An 18,604-nucleotide genomic window follows, 5' to 3' on the forward strand; every position below is an offset into this window, starting at 1 on the left:
GAAGGCCGGTACCCCGCGGGGTACCGGCCTGTTTTCGTCGGAGGTCAGGCGGCCTGCAGACCCTCGGCCCGCGCGAGCTCGCGCAGCCGGCCGAGCGCCTGGATCTCGAGCTGGCGGATCCGCTCCCGGCTGAGCGAGAAGCGCGAGGCCACCTCGGTCAGCGAGTGCTCCCGGCCGTCCTCCAGACCGTACCGAGCCCGCATGATGCCGGCCGAGCGGTCGTCGAGGTGGTTGAGCAGACCCTCGATGCGCTGCCGCTCCAGGGCGGTCAGCACGATCTCCTCGGGCGATGGCGCGTCGCTGTCGGCCACCAGGTCACCGAGGTTGGTGTCGCCGTCGTCGCCGACCGGGGTGTCCAGCGAGACAGTGTCCTGGGCCCAGCGGGTGAGCTCGTTGACGCGCTCGACGGTGACGCCGAGAGCCGCGGCGATCTGGTCGGGCTCGGGGTCGGCGCCCAGCTCGCGGACGAGCTGCCGGGTGACGTTGCGCATCCGGTTGACGTCCTCGACCAGGTGCACCGGCAGGCGCACGGTGCGCTCCTGCTGGGCGATGGCCCGGCTGATCGCCTGGCGGACCCACCACGTCGCGTACGTCGAGAACTTGTAACCGCGCTCGTAGTCGAACTTCTCGACGGCGCGGACGAGGCCGGTGTTGCCCTCCTGGATGAGGTCGAGCATCGGCATTCCGGATCGCACGTAACGACGGGCGATCGACACGACCAGTCGCAGGTTTGCCCGGATGAACAGGTCCTTCGCGCGCTGCCCCTCCTGGACGATGCGCTCCAGTTCCTCCCGGCTCACGCCACGCGGAACCTCGCCCTCGTCCAGCAGGAACTCAGCGAAGAGGCCCGCCTCGATCTGCTTGGAGAGCTCGACTTCCTGAGCTGCGTCCAGCAGAGGCGTCCGGGAGATCTCGTGCAGGTAGACGCCGACCAGGTCCCGCTCCTCGGCGACCTGGTCGGTCCGCATGACGGTGTTCTTCTCCACGTTGCCCACGGTCCCCTCATTGCCTGAACTACTAACCACGTCCGCAAACTCATTCATTTACGGCTACTGGCATCTACACAACAAATGGCTGCTCGCACTGATTCCGGCTGGTGGGTCGAAAGTGTCACGAATGCCTGAGCGATTCCTGAGAGCCGCGTGCGATGTTCCTGAAGAGGGGCTCCCCGACGGCATTCACGCGCCGCAGCCGACCTCGGTCGCGCAGCATGACGCATACCCGCGTTGGTCTCAATGACACCATCGGCCCCTCATCCGTCGCAGCGACGGGCATCACCACTAGGCTTGGGACGCTCGTCACTACCCAGTACGGCCCACGGCCTCCCCGGGTTCAGGTGCAGCATCGACAGCTTCGCGACCGGCTTGAAACAAAAGCCTCTTCGAAAAGATCCATAAGCCCGCAGCCGGACTTGGCCACCTGCCACAATGCGGCATGTTTCGGCCGAGAGCACTCGCCCGCACGGGTGACAGCCGGCCGGATGATGGACATCTATTACCCAAGCGGTCGGTGACGAGAAACACACCGCCCCGCCCGGGTGAGCGGGCAGCATGATCCCCATGGACAACGGGCGGACGGTTCTGATCACGGGTGGCGCGGGCGGGCTCGGCACCGCCACGGTGGCGGCCTTCCTGGCGGACGGGTGGCGGGTGGTCGCCCCGGTGCGGGCCGGTCGGCAGACGGCACTGCCGGCGGGCGCGGTCGCCGTCGAGGCCGACCTGACCGATGCGACGGACGTCACCGCGGCGACCTCCGTCGCGGCCGGCGAAACCGGCGCCCCGCTGCGGGCGGTGGTCAATCTCGCCGGGGCGTACGCCGGGGCCGGTCTCGTGGCGGACACCCCGCTCGCCGACTTCGAGCACATGCTGACCGTCAACCTGCGACCCACCTACCTGGTCACGGCGGCTGCCCTCCCCCATCTCGTGGCGGCCGGCGGCGGCGGGATCGTGTGCGTGTCGTCGCGGGCCGCGGTGGCTCCCTTCCCGGGTGCGGCCGGCTATGCGACCGCCAAAGCCGCCGTTCTCGGGTTCGCGGGGGCGGTCGCGGCCGAGTACAAGAAGCAGGGTGTGCGCTGCAACACGGTGCTGCCGAGTGTGATCGACACCCCCGCCAACCGCGCTTCGATGCCCGACGCCGACTTCGCCCGCTGGGTACGGCCCGACGAGATCGCGCCGGTCATCGTGTTCCTGGCGGGCGACGCGTCCAGCCCGACGACCGGGGCGCAGATCCCGGTCTACGGGCAGGCCTGACTCACGACGACTCCGCCAGCTGCCAGCCGAGTGCGGTCGCGCCGGCCAGCAGCGGAGCACCGGCCAGCAACATCGCCCGGGCCAGGGAACGAGCCCGGGTGACCGCGGCCGGCAGCGGCAGTCGACCGCGGATCTCGGCGGCGACCTCGTCGGGGGTCCCGTTCGCGTCGATCAGCACGAAGTCCGGATATTCCGGCAGCGAGCGGTAGGCGGTCGCGGCCGCCGACAGGTATTCGATGCTCTCGTGGTCGTAGCCGCGGGTTTCGATCCGCTCCTGGGCCACGTGCGGGTCCACGGTCAGCAGGAAGGTCAGGTCGGGGGCCGGGAACAGCCGGTAGGCCAACCGGGCGCGGCGCTCGGCGGCGGGCTGGGCGGCTCGGGCACGCAACGAGGCGTACTGGCAGACGGCATAGCGGTCCATCACGGTGATCTCACCGGTCAGAGCCCGGCGCAGCAGAGTCCGCAGAATGGCGAGCCAGCGCAGGACCGACTCGACGAACAGCATGGCCCGGCGGCCGAGCAGATCCTCGGCGTCGTCGCCCCGGCCGAGGCGCGCGGAGAGTCGGCCGAACCAGCGACGACCGCCCGCGTTACGGCGGTAGGCGGCGTTCAGTCCCTCGGCCTTGAGTGCGTCGGCGAGCCGGTGGGCTTGAGTCGTCTTGCCACTTCCGTCGATGCCGACGAGGGCGATCGTGCGTGGTTGGCGAGTCATGCTCACCAACGGTAACGGGGTCTGCCCAGTCCGTTTCACAGCAAGCACTCCCCACGCCGTACCAAAATGGTGCCAAGCAGTGGAAAAGGTGCGGCGGGTTCAAAGGCAACGACCGCCGGGTAGGGGAACAAAGGTACAGACCACACTCGTCGACAGGGAGAAGATCACATGCCGCACCACGTGGATGCCGGGTTGGCCACCACGCTAAAGCGGGTGGCCTCCACCCTGAAATCGGCGGAGATCCCGTTCGCGCTCGGCGGCAGCTTCGCCGTCTACGCGCACGGCGGGCACTCCAGCGACCACGACGTCGATTTCCTGATCCGCCCGCAGGACGCCGAGCAGTCGCTCAAGGCGCTCGCCGCGGTCGGCTTCCGCACCGAGCAGCCGCCGGAGGACTGGCTGGTCAAGGTGTACGACGACGACCGCATGGTGGACCTGATCCACCGGCCGGTGGAAACCACGGTCACCGACGAGACGCTGCGCGACACCGAGGTCATCTCGGTCGAGGCGATCAGCATGCCGGTGATCTCGGCCACCCAGCTGATGGTGCACAAGCTGCTCAGCTACAGCCAGCACCACTGCGACTTCGCCACCGGCTTCCCGGTGGCGCGATCACTGCGCGAGCAGATCGACTGGGACCGGGTGCGGCGCGAGACCGCTCGATCGCCGTACGCCGAGGCGTTCCTGATCCTTCTCGATCGCTTGGACGTCGTTTCGCTCGAAGGGGGAAAGGGATGAGCACACAGCTCGACGAATATCTCGAAGCCGAGATCCAGAGCATGCTGACCGACGGACGGATCGCCGAGCTCGGCATCACCGTGCAACGCCGCGAGCACCTGCTGGTGCTGGGCGGCGAGGTGGAGAGCGGCCGGCGGCGGGACGAGATCTGCCGACAGATCAACGAGCGGTTCCCGGACGTGCACATCGTCTGCGACATCGGCATCACCCGGGCGTCGGCGCCCAGCGAGGTGGAGGAGATTTCATGATCCGGATCGCCGCCGTGGGCGACGTTCACGTGGACAAGGACGTGCTCGGCCGGTTCCGCCCGGCCCTGGAGGAACTGCCCGAGCGCGCCGACGCCCTGTTGATCGCCGGGGACCTGACCCGGCACGGAACGGTCGAGGAGGCACGCTGCTTCGTCACCGAGTTCGGCGGGCTGGGCGTGCCGGTGGTGGCCGTGCTCGGCAACCACGACCATCAGAGCGACCAGCAGGCGCGAGTCTCCGACGTGCTCACCGAGTCGGGCATCACGGTGCTGGAGGGTGACACGACCGTCCTCGAGCTGCACGGTCACCGGCTCGGCATCGCCGGGGTGAAGGGCTTCGGCGGCGGGTTCGCCGGGGCCAGCGCCAGCAACTTCGGCGAGCGGGAGATGAAGGACTTCGTCGGCACCACCGAGGTGATCGCCGAGCGGCTCGAGAACGCGCTCAAGTCGATCGAGGTCGACGCCCTGGTGGCGCTCACCCACTACGCCCCGGTGCCGGACACGCTGCTCGGCGAGCCGCTGGAGATCTACGCGTTCCTCGGCTGCTACCAGTTGGGCCGGGCGATCGACGCGGCACCGACGGCGCTGGCGCTGCACGGACACGCCCACCACGGGTCGGAGCGGGGGCGTACGCCGGGCGGCGTTCCGGTGCGCAACGTCGCCCATCCGGTGATCAAGCAGGCGTACAACGTGTACCAGCTCCTGACCGAGCACGTGGACGCCGAACTAGTTGCTTCCTAGGCGTGTTTCCGATTTAGAGGGCAGGGGTATCCGGATGTCATGGAATTCATCCTCTGGATCCTCGCAGTCATTCTGGTCGTGGCCGGCATCCTCGCGCTGTTCCGCCGGCAGCTCCTCTGGGGCATCGTGCTGATCGTCGTCGGTCTCCTCGTGGGCCCCGGCGGCGTCAGCATCTTCACCTGATCACCCCCGGCGAACAACAACTGAAGATCCCCCCGATACCGGGACCGCCGTCGGCGGTCCCGGTATCTCTTTGCGGTCGTACCGCACCCGCAGTGCGACGGAAGCGCTCGAATCAGGACGTAAATCACTCGGTCACATTCGTCGATCCTCGCGAGGTAACCGCAGTGACCGAGGTACATCACTTCACGTACGGGATCTTCAACCCGATCGCCGCCTATCTGCTGGCGTTCCTCGGCTCGTTCTTCGGGCTGCTCTGCACCGCCCGGGCGCGCGACGCGCGTACGCGTAGCCGGCGCACCCGATGGCTCGGCATCGCCGCGTTCTCCATCGGCGGTGGCGCGATCTGGCTCATGCACTTCTCCGCCATGCTCGGTTTCGACGTGCCGGCCAGCCCGGTCCGCTTCGACATCGTGATGACCCTGGCGAGCCTCGTCTTCGCGGTCATCGCGGTCGGACTCGGCCTGCTGATCGTCGGGCACGGGGCGCGCAGTCTCCCCCGGGTGATCGGGGCCGGTGTGCTGACCGGCGGCGGCGTGCTGACCATGCACTACACCGGCATGCAGGGCATGCACGTGGCCGGGCACGTGCACTACAACCTGACGTTGGTGCTGGCCTCGGCGATCATCGCGGTGGTGGCGTGCACGGTCGCGCTCTGGTTCGCCATCTCGGTGCGCGGCTGGCTGCCGGTGAGCGGCGCCGCCGCGATCATGGCGATCGCCGTGTGCGGCATGCATTACACCGGCATGGCGGCCATGTCGGTCTCGCTCGACGGCGCCATCGCGACGGTGCACGGCTTCCGGCCGCTCGCCATGATCGTGCCGATCACCGTGCTCACCGCGGCGACCATAGTGGGGGTGGCGTTGAGCGCGCTCCAGGCGATGACCGAGGAGGAGTTCACCGACGGGGCCGGCACCCCGAAACGGGGAATGCACGCGGAAACCACCAATCCGTGGTCCCTCAAGCAGGCGTCAGCCGCACCCGCGGGCCGCCGGCCCTCCCCCCGTCCGGTGCCGGCCCGGTCGACAACGAACCTCTGATCGCTACTCTGATCGCATGGCGGCCCGGATGCTGTTGTCGATGCCATTGCATGCGATCACCGAGGTCTACGGCGAGGCGGGGCTGCGCGAGCGGTTCCTCCTGGAGGTGGGCGGCTTCCCACCCGAGGAGCGCGATCGGCTGGGCGTCGCCCTCGAACTCGCCGAGAAACTGCACGCCGAGGACCGGCGCGTCCGCGAGCCCTACATGAACCACCTGCTGCGCGTCGCGATCCGGATCATCAAGTACTACGGGGTACGCGACGTCGACGTGCTCGTCGCGGCCCTGCTGCACGACGCCGTCGAGGACCACCCGAACGAGCTCGGCCTGCTCGCCACCGGCACCCACCAGGAGCTGACCGACGCGGCGATCGCCGAGCTGGCCCGCCTGTTCAACCCGCGGGTCGCCGAACTGGTCCGCTCGGTCACCAACCCCGAGTACGACCCCGGCCGCGACCGCCACGAGCAGTACCGCGACCACGTCGCCAGCAGCCTCGAGCGCGACCCGTGGGCACGGGTGATCAAGGTGTCCGACTTCACCGACAACGGCGTGGGGGTCATCCACACCACGGCCGAGAAGGCACTCTCGGCGGCCACCAAATATCGGCCGCTCGTGCCCAAGCTGCGCGAACTCGTCGGGCGTCCGGACACCCCGCTGTCGGTGGCCGCCAAGGATCACATCCTGGATCAACTGGACCTGGCCGAGGAGCGGTTCGCCGCCATTCTCGACGATTAACCTGACGACATGCCCAACCACTGGTGGCGCGAGGCCGTCATCTACCAGGTCTATCCCCGCTCGTTCGCCGACAGCGACGGCGACGGCATGGGTGACCTGCCCGGCATCACCGGGCGCCTGCCGCACCTGAAGCAGCTCGGCATCGACGCCGTCTGGATGTCACCGTTCTATCCCTCGCCGCAGCACGACGCCGGTTACGACGTCGCCGACTACCGCTCGGTCGACCCCCGTTTCGGTGACCTCGGTGACGCCGACAAGCTCATCAGCGAGGCCCACGCACTGGGCTTGAAGGTCATCGTCGACCTGGTGCCCAACCACACCTCGAGCGAGCACGCCTGGTTCCAGGCGGCGCTGGCGGCCGGGCCCGGCAGCCCCGAGCGCGATCGCTACGTCTTCCGGGACGGCCCCACCGCGCCCAACTCGTGGACCAGCATGTTCGGCGGTTCCGCCTGGGAGCGCGTGCCCGACGGCCAGTGGTACCTCCACCTGTTCGACGTCAGCCAGCCCGACCTCAACTGGGGCAACCCGCAGGTGCGCGCCGAGTTCGCCGACATCCTGCGGTTCTGGCTCGACCGAGGCGTCGACGGCTTCCGGGTCGACGTGGCCCACGGCCTGATCAAAGAGGCGAACCTCGCCGAGTGGACGCAGCCCACGGCGGTGCTGGGCGGCCTCGACCCGGTCGGACCGCGGCCCCCGATGTGGGACCAGGAGGGGGTGCACGAGATCTACCGGGAATGGCGCGCGATCCTCGACGAGTACGAGCCCGAACGCATCCTGGTCGCCGAGGCGTGGGTGGCCCCGGCCGACCGGCTCGCCCGTTACGTGCGCCCCGACGAGATGCACCAGGCGTTCAACTTCGAATACCTCGAGGCCCCGTGGCGCGCGGCTGACCTGCGCCGGGTGATCAGCTCGACGATGGCCGCGAACGCCACCGTCGGCGCGCCCACCACCTGGGTGCTGTCCAACCATGACGTGATCCGGCACGCCACCCGGCTCGGCTATCCGGTCGGACAGGGCCGGCAGCACGGCATCGGCCCCGAGGACCCGCAACCGGACACCGCCCTCGGCCTGCGCCGGGCCCGCGCGGCCACCATGCTGATGCTGGCGCTGCCCGGCTCGGCCTACCTCTACCAGGGCGAGGAGCTCGGGCTGCCCGAGCACACCACGATGCCGCACGAGTTCCGGCAGGACCCGGCCCGGGCCCGCTCCGGCGAGACGGTGGTGGGCCGGGACGGCTGCCGGGTGCCGATCCCGTGGGAGGCCGACGCACCGTCGTACGGCTTCGGCCCGGCCGACGCCTCGTGGCTGCCCCAGCCGGCGACCTGGGCGGAATACGCGCTGGACCGGCAGCAGGACGTGCCCGGCTCGACCTGGGAGCTCTACCGGCGGGCTCTCGAACTGCGCCGTTCGCACGGGCTCGGGCGGGGAGATCTGGTCTGGCAGGAGACGTCCTCGGACGTCCTGGCCCTGCGCAACGGCGACGTGCTGGTGACCGCGAACCTCGGCCAGAGCCCGGTCGCGCTACCGGCCGGGGCTCGGGTCCTGCTCACGAGCGAGCCCCTCGACGCCGACGGCCGTGTCCCCACCGACGTCACCGTCTGGGCCGTGGTCTGACCCGGTCGCCGCGGCCAGCAGGGCGGCGTGCGTGTCCGCCATGTCCTTCGCCACCGTCCTGCTGGCCAGCCAGAACATCACGCCCGTCGGCAGCCAGAAGAACTGGAAGCCGGCCAGTCCGACCGCGTAGTTGAGCGGCGGCGGGAACGCGCCCGCCAGGCCCCGGAAGACCACCGCCACCATCGCGTTCCCACCCGCCCGGCCGAAGCCGTTCACCAGGTTGCCGAGGCTGTAGACGGTGCCGCGGTGCTCGGGCGGGTTGACGTCGGCGATGAGCGCGAACCAGTTCGGTGAGTTGGCCGACGTCAACATCAGCGCGAACACGGCGGTGGCCAGGCACAGGCCGACCGACGGCTCGGTGAACACGTCGGACAGCACCGCCTTGATCACGGCGCCGGAGCCGGCCCCGTCGGGCACGTCGATGGTCATCGGCACGAAGAACAGCACGACGTAGAACGGCACCGCGGCGAGCACGCCGACGCTCGCGACCAGGGCGCGGCCCCGGGGCGTACGCCGTTGCAGCCGGTCACCGGCCAGCCCACCGAGGATGCTCAGCGCGCCACCGGCCTGGAACAACGTGGCGAAGACGCTGCCGACGAGCACCGCGGTGCCGGCCGAGTAGCCCTGGTCCTCGGCGCGGGCGCGGAACAGCACCGGCAGCCAGACCAGCGAGCCGAGCGCGATCTGCGCGGTCGCGCCCTGGAAGATCAACCAGATGTTGGTGCGCCGGCGCAGGATCACCGGCAGGTCTCGGGAGTGGATCCGCTCGTCGTAATCCACCCCGGCCAGCTCGGGCTGGCTGTCGCCGCGCGGCACGTTGTAGGTGAACAGGTAGGCCAACCCGGCGACCACGCCGACGCCGGCGGTGATCAGGAACGGCTCGCGCCAGTCCGTGTGCCCGAGCAGGCCACCCACCATCGTGCCGGCGAGCGTGCCGACCCCCTGGGACAGGCCCCAGAAGCTCATCACGAGGCCGCGCCGCTTCGGCGAGATCAGGTCACTGACCACCGCGAAGCTGACCGACGCGACGGCGCCGAGGCCGAACGACGCGACGACCTGGGCGAGCAGGAACGACGAGTAGCTCTCGGCGAGACCCGACCACGCGGTGCCGGCGACCCAGATCGCGGTGCCGAGGATCAGCACCGGTTTGCGGTCGGTGCGGTCCCCGGCGTACGCGAATCCGATCGCGGCGATCGCGCTGATCAGGAACATGATCGTGGTGGCGAGGGCGATGTGGCCCTCGCCCACCCCGAGGCTGTCCCCGATGCTGCCGTAGAGCGGCGGCACCAACCCGATCGCCACGTTGTCCAGCGACGCCAGGATCACGAAGACCACGACGCTGTAGGCGCGGTGCGCGGTGCCGCCCTTCATCACTTGAGCAGGTTAGCGACCTTCTTGTACTGCTCACGAATCAGTGGGGCGGCCACCGCTTCGTACGTCTCGGGGGTCTCCGCCGTCCAGACCGGCGGTTCCGCGCCGCCCCGGGCGACCCACGCGGCCTGGCGGGCCGCACCGTCGGCGACGTATTCCCCCGGCGGCGGCACCAGCACCGGCAGCCCGAACAGCTCGGCCGCCACCCGGCGGACCGCCTCGCTGCGGGCGCCCCCGCCGACGAGCACGATCCGGTTGGCCGTGGCGCCGTGCCGGATCAGCGCGTCGAGACCGTCGGCGAGCCCGCACAACATGCCCTCGACCGAGGCCCGCGCCAGGTGCGCCGGGTCGGCGGTCCGGAGCGTCAGGCCGTGGATCGACCCGGTGGCGTCGGGCAGGTTGGGCGTGCGCTCGCCCTCGAGGTACGGGATGAGCACGAGCCCGTCGGCCCCGGCCGGCGCCTGGAGCGCGAGGCTGGAGAGCTGGTCGTGGTCGACACCGAGCAGCTTGGTCGCGGCGTCGAGCACCCGGGCCGCGTTGAGCGTCACCACGATCGGCAGGAACCGGCCGGTGACGTCGGCGAAACCGGCCACCGTGCCGCTTGGGTCGTCCGGCGACACCTCGGCCGACACGAAGACGGTGCCGGAGGTGCCGATCGAGACGACCGCGTCACCCGGTCCGGCACCCGTGCCGAACAGCGCGGCCGCGTTGTCCCCGGCACCGGGGCCGAGCGGGGCCCCATTGGGCAGGTGGCCGGCGATGCCGGTGGGGCCCAGCACCTCAGGCGTCTTCAGCAGCCGACCGAAACCCAGCTCGAGCAGGTCGGGGCGGTATTCGTTGGTCTTGGCCGACCAGTAGAGCGTGCCACTGGCGTCGCTGCGGTCGGTCTTGATCGTGTTGATGTCGGTCGACCCGGACAGCTTCCAGGTCAACCAGTCGTGCGGCAGGCAGACCGCGGCCACCCGGGCCGCGTTCGCCGGCTCGTTGCGAGCCAGCCAGCGCAGCTTGGTCAGGGTGAAGCTGGCCACCGGCACGATGCCGACCGCGTCGGCCCACTTGGCGCCACCACCGAGCTCCTGGATCAGGTCGGCGGCCGCCCCGGCGCTGCGGGTGTCGTTCCACAGCAGCGCCGGGCGGACCACCTCGCCGTTCTCGTCGAGCACCACCATGCCGTGCTGCTGGCCGGCCACCGAGGCGGCGGCCACGTCGTCCAGGCCACCGGCCTGCTCGATCGCTTCCTGCAGCGCGGCCCACCAGGCGTCCGGATGCACCTCGGTGCCGTCCGGATGCGCGGCCCGGCCCTGCCGGACCAGTTTCCCGGTCTCCGCGTCGCGGATGACCACCTTGCAGGACTGGGTGGAACTGTCGATCCCGGCTACGAGAGTCATGTCTTCCTCAGTTGGCCCGAAGAACGTGGTCGATGGCGAGCTGGTGCAGCTTCACGAAACCGTAGCCCTGGGCACCGGCCGCGTCGACGTCGAACTCCTCGAAGGCGCTCTTGTCGTTGAGCAGGTCCTGGTAGGTCTCGCCGGGGTTGAGCGTGGGGGTCTCGAGCTCGAGAACCTTGCTCGCCCGCAGCGCCTCCTGCACCACCGGGTCGGCGCGGAACGCCTGAGCGCGCTCCTTGAGCAGCAGGTACATCCGCATGTTGGCCTTGGCCGACTCCCAGACGCCCTCGTAGTCCTCGGTCCGGGACGGCTTGTAGTCGAAGTGGCGGGGGCCGTCGTACTTGGGTCCGCCGCCGACCGGGCCGTTCTCCAGCAGGTCGACCAGCGCGAACGCGTTGAGCAGGTCGCCGTGGCCGAAGACCAGGTCCTGGTCGAACTTGACCGAGTGCTGGCCGTTGAGGTCGATGTGGAACAGCTTCTTGTGCCACAGCGCCTGGGCGATGCCGGCGAAGAAGTTGAGGTTGGACATCTGCTCGTGGCCGACCTCGGGGTTGATGCCGAACAGCTCGGGCCGCTCCAGCTCCTGGGTGAAGGCGATGGCGTGGCCGAGCGTCGGGAGCAGGATGTCGCCCCGGGGCTCGTTCGGCTTGGGCTCGATGGCGAAGCGCAGGCCGTAGCCCTTGTCCTCGGAGTACTGCGCGACCAGGTTGAGGCCCTCGCGGTAACGGTCGAGCGCGGCGTAGATGTCCTTGGCCACGTCGTACTCGGCGCCCTCGCGGCCACCCCAGAGCACGAAGGTCTCGGCGCCCAGCTCGGCGGCGAGGTCGACCTGGCGCAGGATCTTGCGCAGCGCGTAACGGCGGACCGAGCGGTCGTTGCTGGTGAACGCGCCGTCCTTGAACACCGGGTGGGTGAACGTGTTGGTGGTGACCATCGGGACGACCAGGCCGGTCTCCTCGAGCGCCTTCTTGAACCCGGCGAGGATCGAGTCGCGGGTGCCGGCGTCGGAGCCGAACGGGATCAGGTCGTCGTCGTGGAACGTGAGGCCGTAGGCCCCGAGCTCGGCGAGCTTGTGAACGGCCTCGATCGGGTCGAGCTCGGCGCGGGTGGCGTCACCGAACGCGTCGCGGGCCTGCCAGCCGACGGTCCAGAGGCCGAATGTGAACTTGTCCTCGCGGGTGGGTTGGACCGGCATGGTTACCTCCACGTAACAGACTTGATTTGTTTATTGGTTGAATTATTTGGAGTCGGTGTGGCATTGTCAAGGGCATGCCCGCCCGGATCATGAATGCTCCTCGGACCCCGGTCCGGCAATCGAGCGTGCGGGCCCATAATCTCGCGCTTGTCCTGCAAACCGTGGCGAACAGCGCAGATCGGCCATCTCGAGCGGGCATTTCGGCCTCCACGGGCCTGACCCGGGCCACCGTGTCGGCGCTCGTCGACGACCTGATCGCGGGTGGTCTGCTGACCGAGCACGACCCGGCTCCCCGCACCGGCGCCGGCCGGCCCGCCGCCGGTCTGGCGCTGAGCGCGGCCGGTCCGGCCGGACTCGGCCTCGAGATCAACGTCGACTACCTGGCCGCCTGCGTGGTCGACCTGACGGGCGAGGTCCGGCACCGCTTCATCGCCCGGCACGACCAGCGCCCCCTCTCTCCCGGCGGCTCCCTGACCGAACTGGGCGGGCTGGCGTCACAGGCGATCTCGGCGGCCACGGCTGACGGCCTGGCCGTCGCGGGTGCGGCCCTCGCCGTTCCCGGTCTGGTCACGTCGAGCGGCATCGTCCGCGTCGCCCCCAACCTGGACTGGCTGGACGTGGACGCCCCGGCGCTGCTCAACCAGGTGCCCGGCCTCGCCGACCTGCCGGTGGTGGTCGACAACGAGGCCAATCTCGCGGCCCTCGGCGAGCTGCGGGCGGGCGACGGCGAGCCGACGTTCCTCTACGTCTCCGGCGAGATCGGGATCGGCGCCGGCATCGTCCTCGACGGCGAGCTCTACCGGGGCCGGCGGGGCTGGAGCGGCGAGATCGGTCACGTCACGGTCTTCCCCGACGGCCGCCTCTGCCGCTGCGGTGCGAACGGCTGCCTGGAGCAGTACGCCGGCCAGGAGCAGGTCGCCGCCGACGCCGACCTGGCCGCTTTCGCCCTGGGCGTCGCCCTGGCGGCGGTGGTGAACCTGCTCGACATCTCGGTGATCGTGCTGGGCGGCGCCTACGCCCCGGAGTTCGCCCGCCTGCGCCCGGGGATCGAGGCCGAGCTGACCCGCCGGGTGCTGACCGCGAGCCTCGCGCCGGTCACGCTGCGAGCGGCGACGCTGGGCCCGGACGCCGCCATGCGGGGCGCCGCCGGCGCCGTGATCCAACAGCTGATCGACGACCCGGCGACCTTCCTGAACAGTACGAGCTAGCCCGCCCACCACCGCCGCCAGGCAGCGGCCGTGGTGACGCCCGGCGCGAGCTCGCGGACATGGCCGGGCCGGGTGCGGCGACCTACGCCGTGCGGGCCGAGGCGGAGCCGACGGCGGGCTCGGCGGCCGCCGCGGCGAACTCCGACAGGCCGCGCAACAGGGCGGCCCGGCCCGACAGTGACATCCGCTCCAGGGTCGAGGAGAGGGCCAGCCGGCGGATGCGGCGCAGTTCGGCAAGCAGAATGCGGGACGACGGCGTCAGATAGAGGGCGATCTCGCGACGGTCGGCCCGGCCCGGAGCGCGCTCGACCATTCCCGAGGCCACCAGGCGGTCGCACAACCGGCTCGCCGAGGACAGCAGCATGTCCATCTCGGCGGCCAAGCCGCCCAGGTTGACGCCCTCCGCGCGCTCGACCGCCAGCAGCGCGTTGAGCTGGGCCGCGGACAACCGGGGGGTGACCTGCTCACGCGCGGCGTCCCAGGCGGACAGCAGGGCTTGCGCCGCGTCGTCGATCGCCGCCGCGTGGATCGGGTCCGGGCCGTCGTGGAACGCCATGGTGCAGGTGAGCTTACCTCGCGGCGGCATTCGCTTCGCCACTCCCAGCGGTCGACGTACTGGTTGCCCGAAATGGGAGACGGCCGCCACCGGTGTGGTGACGGCCGTCCTGCGTACTCGGCTCAGTTGGCGCCGGAGCGGGCCGCGATGGCCTCGAGGAAGATCTCGCCGATCTTCGCCGGGTCCTCCGCGATGAAGACGCCACCGGAGGAGGTCGGCTTCACGATCGTCTCGAGCTCCTGGCGGTTGACGCCGGTGCCGATGCCGATGATCACCACACGCACCGGGCGCTTCGGGTCGGCCAGCCCTTTCAGCTTCGTGACCAGCGCCTGCTGGGTGATGCCTTCCTTGCTGTCCTCACCGTCGGTGAAGAGGATCACCGAGTTGACCTTGCCGGGCTGCCAGCTGTTCTGCACGTTCTGGTAGGCGGCGAGCAGGGTGTCGTAAAGACCGGTCTGACCGCTCTTCTTCGGCACGATCTGCCCGATCGAGGCCTGCAGCTTCTGCCGGGCCGAGGAGAGCGGGCTGATCGGCACGATCTCCTTGAACGGCTTCTTGCCGTCCATCTCGGTCGAGAACAGCCACACGCCGACGGCCCACTTGTCGTCGAAGAGGGCAAGACCACCCGACGCCGCCCCCCGGGTGACCGCGGCCCGGTCGGCCCCACCGGCGGTGGGCACCTTCTCGAGCATCGAGCCGGAGACGTCGAAGACGGCGAGCACCCGGCCGGGCAGCGTGATCGCGGCCCAACTGCCCAGCACCTGGCTGAGCGCGCTCGGGTCGAGACCGGCGGCGGCCGTGCCGCCCTCGGACTTGCCGGCGGCGCTGGTGGAGACGGCAGGCGACGCGTCCGGCGCACCGAGCGGGGCGGCGAAGCCCGACCCGACCGTGCCGTCCGGGGAGCGCAGGCCGGCGACGGCCAGCGCGTTCTTGAACGTCGCGGTCTGCAACTGCTGGCGCAGCCCGGTGGCGGCGGCCGACTTCTGCAGGTCGACCTCCGGCATGATCGCGTACGGGTAGTCGAGCGGCATCGGGCTCGGGTCGAGGTAGAGCGCGACCAGCGGCACCGGCGGCTTCTCGGCGTTGTACGCGACCACGTCCTCCTCGGACAGCGGTGCAGCACTCAGGCTGGTCGCGATGTCGTTGGTGTCGGCCGAGTGCGGGAACTTCTGGAGCAGGTCGTCGCGGAGCGCGGACGCCGACTGGGCGAGCGCCTTGATCGCGCCGACCTTTGCCGACTGGGCCTGCGCCCCGGTGCCGGCGGCCTGGCCGAGTGCGAGCAGACCGGCGAGGCCGGCCGCGTCACGGGCCGGGTCGACGGTGCCGACACGCATAGTGGTGCTGGTGGTGACCTGGGTGAGCAGGTCTTTCCAGCCGAGCTTCTTGTCGGGCCAGCCGACCTGCTCGGCGATCGGCTTGGGCATGGCGACGACGACCGGGCTCTGCGCGACCGGCTTGCCGTCGGTCGGCACGAAGCCCTGCGCCTCGGTCTTGAGGCGCAGCAGCCAGGTCGACGAGTCCGGAACCCAGACGTCGGGAACCTTCACCGACTCGGGCGCGGCGCCGAGACCGGTCAGGGTGACCTTGTGCTCGCTCGCCACGGCGGAGGCCATGGTCGCGGGGTTGACCGGGGTCACGGAGACAGCGACACACGTGCCGTTGACGTTCGCCCCGTCCTGGATCCACTTCTGCGCGGTCTGTTCGACGGCAGGAGCGATCTCCGGCGCGGCGGCGACGGTCAACCGGACGGAACCGGTGCATCCGGAGTCGGCGAGCTGTTGGTAGCCCAGGTATGACCCGGCGAGCACGACGACGATAGCCATCGCGGCGCCAACGACGCCCGCTCCCCGGAGATTGAAATTTCGACGATGGCGGCCTGACACGCGCTCCATACTGCGCATCACCGAACCCGAATGCCATATACGTTCGGCGGAAAGTTACTCGGATTAGGTCATCTCTGCGACAGAGTTACCTTTGGTAGTGGCGCCATGCCGATCAGTAGGGGAATCTGACCGTTTTCAGCAGATTACCCACAAGGGCACCGAACGCCCTATCTCGCGAATCATCTGATCGGCATCGATGTCCAGCGCAGCAGGCACGTCGGGCTGGCCTCGGCCATTGGCTCGCCGACCGGCAGCGGAGTCCCGGTCTCGGCATCGATCCTGAACGTTGTCACGCTGTGTGACAGCTGATTGGTTACGTAGAGGTGATCCCCGACCAGGATCATGTGCCGCGGCCAGTCCCCACCGGTGGGCGTCTCGGCCACCTTGACCGCCCCGTCGCCGTCCCAGGCGAACGTCGAGACCGTGTTCGGGCCGCGGTTGGCCACATAGATGAACCGGCCGTCGCGAGCGCAGACGATCTCCGACGGAAAGGCCGGGCCGGCACCCTCGCCGGCCGGCACCTCGCCCGCCAGCTCCAGCGAACCGTCGGCGGCCGGGCGGTACCAGGACAGGTTCGCCGCCAGCTCGCCGACCAGCAGCAGCGTGCCGTCCGGGGCGATGCGCAGGTGCCGTGGGCCGGTGCCGGGCTTGGCCTCGACCGCGGGCGCCAGCATCGTCAGGCGACCGCTGACCGGGTCGAGCCGGCAGCGCCACACCCGGTCGGCCCCCAGGTCGGAGATCAGGATGCCGGCGCGGTCCTCGACCACCATGTGCGCGTGCGAACCGCGCTGGCGCTCCACGTCGGGGCCGCTGCCCTCGAGCCCGAGCAGGTCGGTGCGCTCCCCGGGGGCGCCCTCCGCGTCGAGCGGGTGCACCGCGACCGAGCCGCTCGAATAGTTGGCGACCAGCAGGAACCGGCCGTCCGAGGTGACCGAGAGGTGGGCCGGGTCGGAACCGCCGGTCGGCTGGATCGACAGCGGAGTCAGCTCACCGTCGGCGGCCACCGTGAACGCGCTGATCGTGCCGTCGGAGTCGAGCTCGTTCACCGCGTACAGCACCGGGAGGGTGGGGTGCTGGGTCAGGAAGGACGGTGACGGGGTGCGCGCCGCCACGCCGAGGCGGGTCAGCAGGCCCGAGGCCGGGTCACGGCGGAGCCGGACGATGCCCTCGGCCGCACCGCCCTTGTCACCCGTGTAGCCACCGACGAAGACGAACTCAGCATGGGAACCCATGCCTGAATCCCACCACATCCGGATGTCAGCCATCCGAGGGGAAGCGGTACGTGTCGGCGCCCTCGGCCGCGAGCTGGTGGGCCGCCCGCAGACAAGCCCTGGTCAGGGCCAGCGGATGGTCGGCCACGACGACACCTCGGCGAAGTGTGACGGTGCCCTCGACGAACGGGTAGCGGTCGGTGAGCCGCAGTCGCTCGATCATCCGGGGCAGCGGGACGACCGACCCGGGACGGTCGGTGCCCATCGCGGCCAGCAGGGTGGCGGCGTGCGCGGTGCCGAGCTCGGCGAGGTCGGTGCCGGTCCGGTGCGGCGCGACGGTCAGAACCGCGTACGCGAAGGAGGCCATCGCCCCGTCGGAGCGCCAGAGATGGAACCTTCGCGCGGCGCGGCTGCTGTGCAGCCGCCAGCCGACCCCGGCGTCGACGCCGGCCAGCCAGCGCGGCCAGCGCTCGCGGTGGTACGCCTCGACGGCCGCCGCCCAACTGCCGGCCGCACCGCGCTCCTGGAGGCAACTGACATGGCAGGGACCGGGCATGACACCGGTCGCCGGGGCCAGCATCCACGGCACGACCGTCCAGTCGTAGCCGGTGAGGCCCAGCACCAGACGGCCGCAGAGGGTGCATTCGATCATCAGACCCGCCGTCCGGACGGCGGCCGCGCGAGCCCCGTGACTCGCGCGACCGCCTGCTTGGCCGCTACCAGGATCAGACCCGACAGGTTTCGCCGTTACCGGATCAGCCGTTCAGCATCTCGTAGGTGCCGGCGGTGGCCTTCTGCTGCTCACCGGCGGCCGGCGCGGCCAGCTTCGGCGTGGAGCCGAAGGCGGTGTAGGACACCGTGTAGTTGTGCGCCTTGGTCTTGCCGGCCGCCGGAATCTTGACGACCGCGCTCGTCAGGTGGCCGGCCTCGTCCACCACCGCGTCGAACGGCACCTTGGTCGCGGCGGCGCCGAGCGCCTTCAGCGCGGCCTCGTCGAGGATCTCCGCGTCGGTGGCCTTGGTCAGGTCGGTGGTGCCGGCGAAGTGGCCGGGGCTGGTCTGCTTGACGTCTGCCGCGTTCTCCACCAGAACCCGGGCGGAACCGGGGTCCGAGTCGTCCTGCGGCTCGAACCACGACTTGTCCTTGAGCTTCGCCGGGTCGAGGAACATCCACTTCTTCGGGAACGTCGGCAGGCCGGCCGCCTTCTTGCCGGCGTAGGCGATCTTCACCCAGACCTTCTGGTCGACGATCCGGAAGTCCATCTTGAGCGTCACGCCGGTGTCCTCCAGCGGCTGCGCGATGTTGATCTCCGAGGCGTTGTTCGCGGCATCGGCGACACCGGAGAAAGGCAGTTCCGTCCCGGCCAGCTTGAACTTGAAGGCCGGCGACTTGACGTCGGGCACCGCCTTCAACAGCACGTCTTTGGGCGCGGCCGGAGTGGGCGACTTGCCCGCGTCCGGGGTGCCGGCGGAATCGGTGCCTCCGCCGCATCCGGTGAGCGTGAACGAGGAAACGGCGACGAGGGCGAAGAGAGAGGC

General features: G+C 70.2%; 19 protein-coding genes. 9 read left to right on the forward strand and 10 right to left on the reverse strand.

Translation table 11 applies throughout. The features are described 5' to 3' along the window. Positions 1 to 44: 44 nt before the first annotated feature. Entirely contained in the window at positions 45 to 1,043 is a 999-nt protein-coding gene (locus Afe05nite_RS06865) for a sigma-70 family RNA polymerase sigma factor (RefSeq protein WP_203816119.1), read from the reverse strand. Positions 1,044 to 1,559: 516 nt separating this feature from the next. Between Afe05nite_RS06865 and Afe05nite_RS06870 the strand changes: the two genes are divergently transcribed. Then, positions 1,560 to 2,249, forward strand: coding sequence for an SDR family NAD(P)-dependent oxidoreductase (locus Afe05nite_RS06870; protein ID WP_203816120.1), 690 nt, complete (start codon positions 1,560 to 1,562; stop codon positions 2,247 to 2,249). A 1-nt stretch (position 2,250) separates the two neighbouring features. On the opposite strand, the gene Afe05nite_RS06875 is transcribed toward Afe05nite_RS06870, so the two are convergent. After that, positions 2,251 to 2,961: a dTMP kinase gene (locus Afe05nite_RS06875; RefSeq protein ID WP_203816121.1), complete on the reverse strand. Its 711-nt coding sequence runs from the start codon at positions 2,959 to 2,961 to the stop codon at positions 2,251 to 2,253. A 168-nt stretch (positions 2,962 to 3,129) separates the two neighbouring features. Here Afe05nite_RS06875 and Afe05nite_RS06880 point away from each other — a divergent pair, with 168 nt between their 5' ends. From Afe05nite_RS06880 to Afe05nite_RS06910, 7 genes are all read left to right on the forward strand, one after another. Next, positions 3,130 to 3,699 carry a nucleotidyltransferase gene (locus Afe05nite_RS06880; protein WP_203816122.1) on the forward strand — a complete coding sequence of 190 codons (570 nt, stop codon included), beginning with the start codon at positions 3,130 to 3,132 and terminating at the stop codon, positions 3,697 to 3,699. Further along, the gene (locus Afe05nite_RS06885) at positions 3,696 to 3,947 is read left to right on the forward strand and encodes a hypothetical protein (RefSeq protein WP_203816123.1); all 252 of its coding nucleotides are present in this window, start codon (positions 3,696 to 3,698) and stop codon (positions 3,945 to 3,947) included. Before Afe05nite_RS06880 ends, Afe05nite_RS06885 begins: the two co-directional genes overlap by 4 nt. Further along, a complete protein-coding gene (locus tag Afe05nite_RS06890) occupies positions 3,944 to 4,687 on the forward strand; it encodes a metallophosphoesterase family protein (protein ID WP_203816124.1) in 744 nt (247 codons plus the stop codon). The genes Afe05nite_RS06885 and Afe05nite_RS06890 overlap by 4 nt, the downstream gene beginning before the upstream one ends. A gap of 39 nt (positions 4,688 to 4,726) precedes the next feature. Next, positions 4,727 to 4,870: a GPGG-motif small membrane protein gene (locus Afe05nite_RS06895; RefSeq protein WP_203816125.1), complete on the forward strand. Its 144-nt coding sequence runs from the start codon at positions 4,727 to 4,729 to the stop codon at positions 4,868 to 4,870. 164 nt (positions 4,871 to 5,034) lie between these two features. After that, positions 5,035 to 5,907 (forward strand): MHYT domain-containing protein, encoded by an 873-nt coding sequence (locus tag Afe05nite_RS06900; RefSeq protein ID WP_203816126.1) that lies wholly within the window; start codon positions 5,035 to 5,037, stop codon positions 5,905 to 5,907. 16 nt (positions 5,908 to 5,923) lie between these two features. Then, positions 5,924 to 6,640, forward strand: a complete 717-nt coding sequence (locus tag Afe05nite_RS06905) for an HD domain-containing protein (RefSeq protein WP_203816127.1) — start codon at positions 5,924 to 5,926, stop codon at positions 6,638 to 6,640. A 9-nt stretch (positions 6,641 to 6,649) separates the two neighbouring features. Beyond that, positions 6,650 to 8,254: a glycoside hydrolase family 13 protein gene (locus Afe05nite_RS06910; protein ID WP_203816128.1), complete on the forward strand. Its 1,605-nt coding sequence runs from the start codon at positions 6,650 to 6,652 to the stop codon at positions 8,252 to 8,254. On the opposite strand, the gene Afe05nite_RS06915 is transcribed toward Afe05nite_RS06910, so the two are convergent. From Afe05nite_RS06915 to xylA, 3 genes are read right to left on the reverse strand one after another with little or no spacing between them, the layout of a single operon-like run. Beyond that, a complete protein-coding gene (locus Afe05nite_RS06915; protein ID WP_203816223.1) occupies positions 8,162 to 9,625 on the reverse strand; it encodes an MFS transporter in 1,464 nt (487 codons plus the stop codon). The two genes, Afe05nite_RS06910 and Afe05nite_RS06915, sit on opposite strands and share 93 nt — an antisense overlap. Further along, positions 9,625 to 11,013, reverse strand: coding sequence for a xylulokinase (gene xylB, locus Afe05nite_RS06920; RefSeq protein WP_203816129.1), 1,389 nt, complete (start codon positions 11,011 to 11,013; stop codon positions 9,625 to 9,627). Before xylB ends, Afe05nite_RS06915 begins: the two co-directional genes overlap by 1 nt. Positions 11,014 to 11,020: 7 nt before the next feature. Continuing rightward, positions 11,021 to 12,208, reverse strand: coding sequence for a xylose isomerase (xylA, locus tag Afe05nite_RS06925; protein ID WP_203816130.1), 1,188 nt, complete (start codon positions 12,206 to 12,208; stop codon positions 11,021 to 11,023). 74 nt (positions 12,209 to 12,282) lie between these two features. On the opposite strand from xylA, the gene Afe05nite_RS06930 reads away from it, so the two are divergent. Further along, positions 12,283 to 13,416, forward strand: a complete 1,134-nt coding sequence (locus tag Afe05nite_RS06930; protein WP_203816131.1) for an ROK family protein — start codon at positions 12,283 to 12,285, stop codon at positions 13,414 to 13,416. An 82-nt stretch (positions 13,417 to 13,498) separates the two neighbouring features. On the opposite strand, the gene Afe05nite_RS06935 is transcribed toward Afe05nite_RS06930, so the two are convergent. The 5 genes from Afe05nite_RS06935 to Afe05nite_RS06955 all read right to left on the reverse strand — a co-directional run bounded on the left by Afe05nite_RS06935 (position 13,499) and on the right by Afe05nite_RS06955 (position 18,478). Next, positions 13,499 to 14,002: a MarR family winged helix-turn-helix transcriptional regulator gene (locus Afe05nite_RS06935; protein ID WP_239117614.1), complete on the reverse strand. Its 504-nt coding sequence runs from the start codon at positions 14,000 to 14,002 to the stop codon at positions 13,499 to 13,501. 92 nt (positions 14,003 to 14,094) lie between these two features. After that, positions 14,095 to 15,795: a VWA domain-containing protein gene (locus tag Afe05nite_RS06940; RefSeq protein WP_203816132.1), complete on the reverse strand. Its 1,701-nt coding sequence runs from the start codon at positions 15,793 to 15,795 to the stop codon at positions 14,095 to 14,097. A 239-nt stretch (positions 15,796 to 16,034) separates the two neighbouring features. Then, positions 16,035 to 17,087: a lactonase family protein gene (locus Afe05nite_RS06945; protein WP_203816133.1), complete on the reverse strand. Its 1,053-nt coding sequence runs from the start codon at positions 17,085 to 17,087 to the stop codon at positions 16,035 to 16,037. 25 nt (positions 17,088 to 17,112) lie between these two features. Then, positions 17,113 to 17,718 carry a hypothetical protein gene (locus tag Afe05nite_RS06950; protein WP_203816134.1) on the reverse strand — a complete coding sequence of 202 codons (606 nt, stop codon included), beginning with the start codon at positions 17,716 to 17,718 and terminating at the stop codon, positions 17,113 to 17,115. 103 nt (positions 17,719 to 17,821) lie between these two features. Then, positions 17,822 to 18,478, reverse strand: coding sequence for a hypothetical protein (locus Afe05nite_RS06955; RefSeq protein WP_203816135.1), 657 nt, complete (start codon positions 18,476 to 18,478; stop codon positions 17,822 to 17,824). Between the last annotated feature and the right edge of the window lie 126 nt (positions 18,479 to 18,604).

Origin of the sequence: Paractinoplanes ferrugineus, from assembly GCF_016862195.1 — a bacterium.
GTDB classification, from domain to species: Bacteria; Actinomycetota; Actinomycetes; order Mycobacteriales; family Micromonosporaceae; genus Actinoplanes; species Actinoplanes ferrugineus.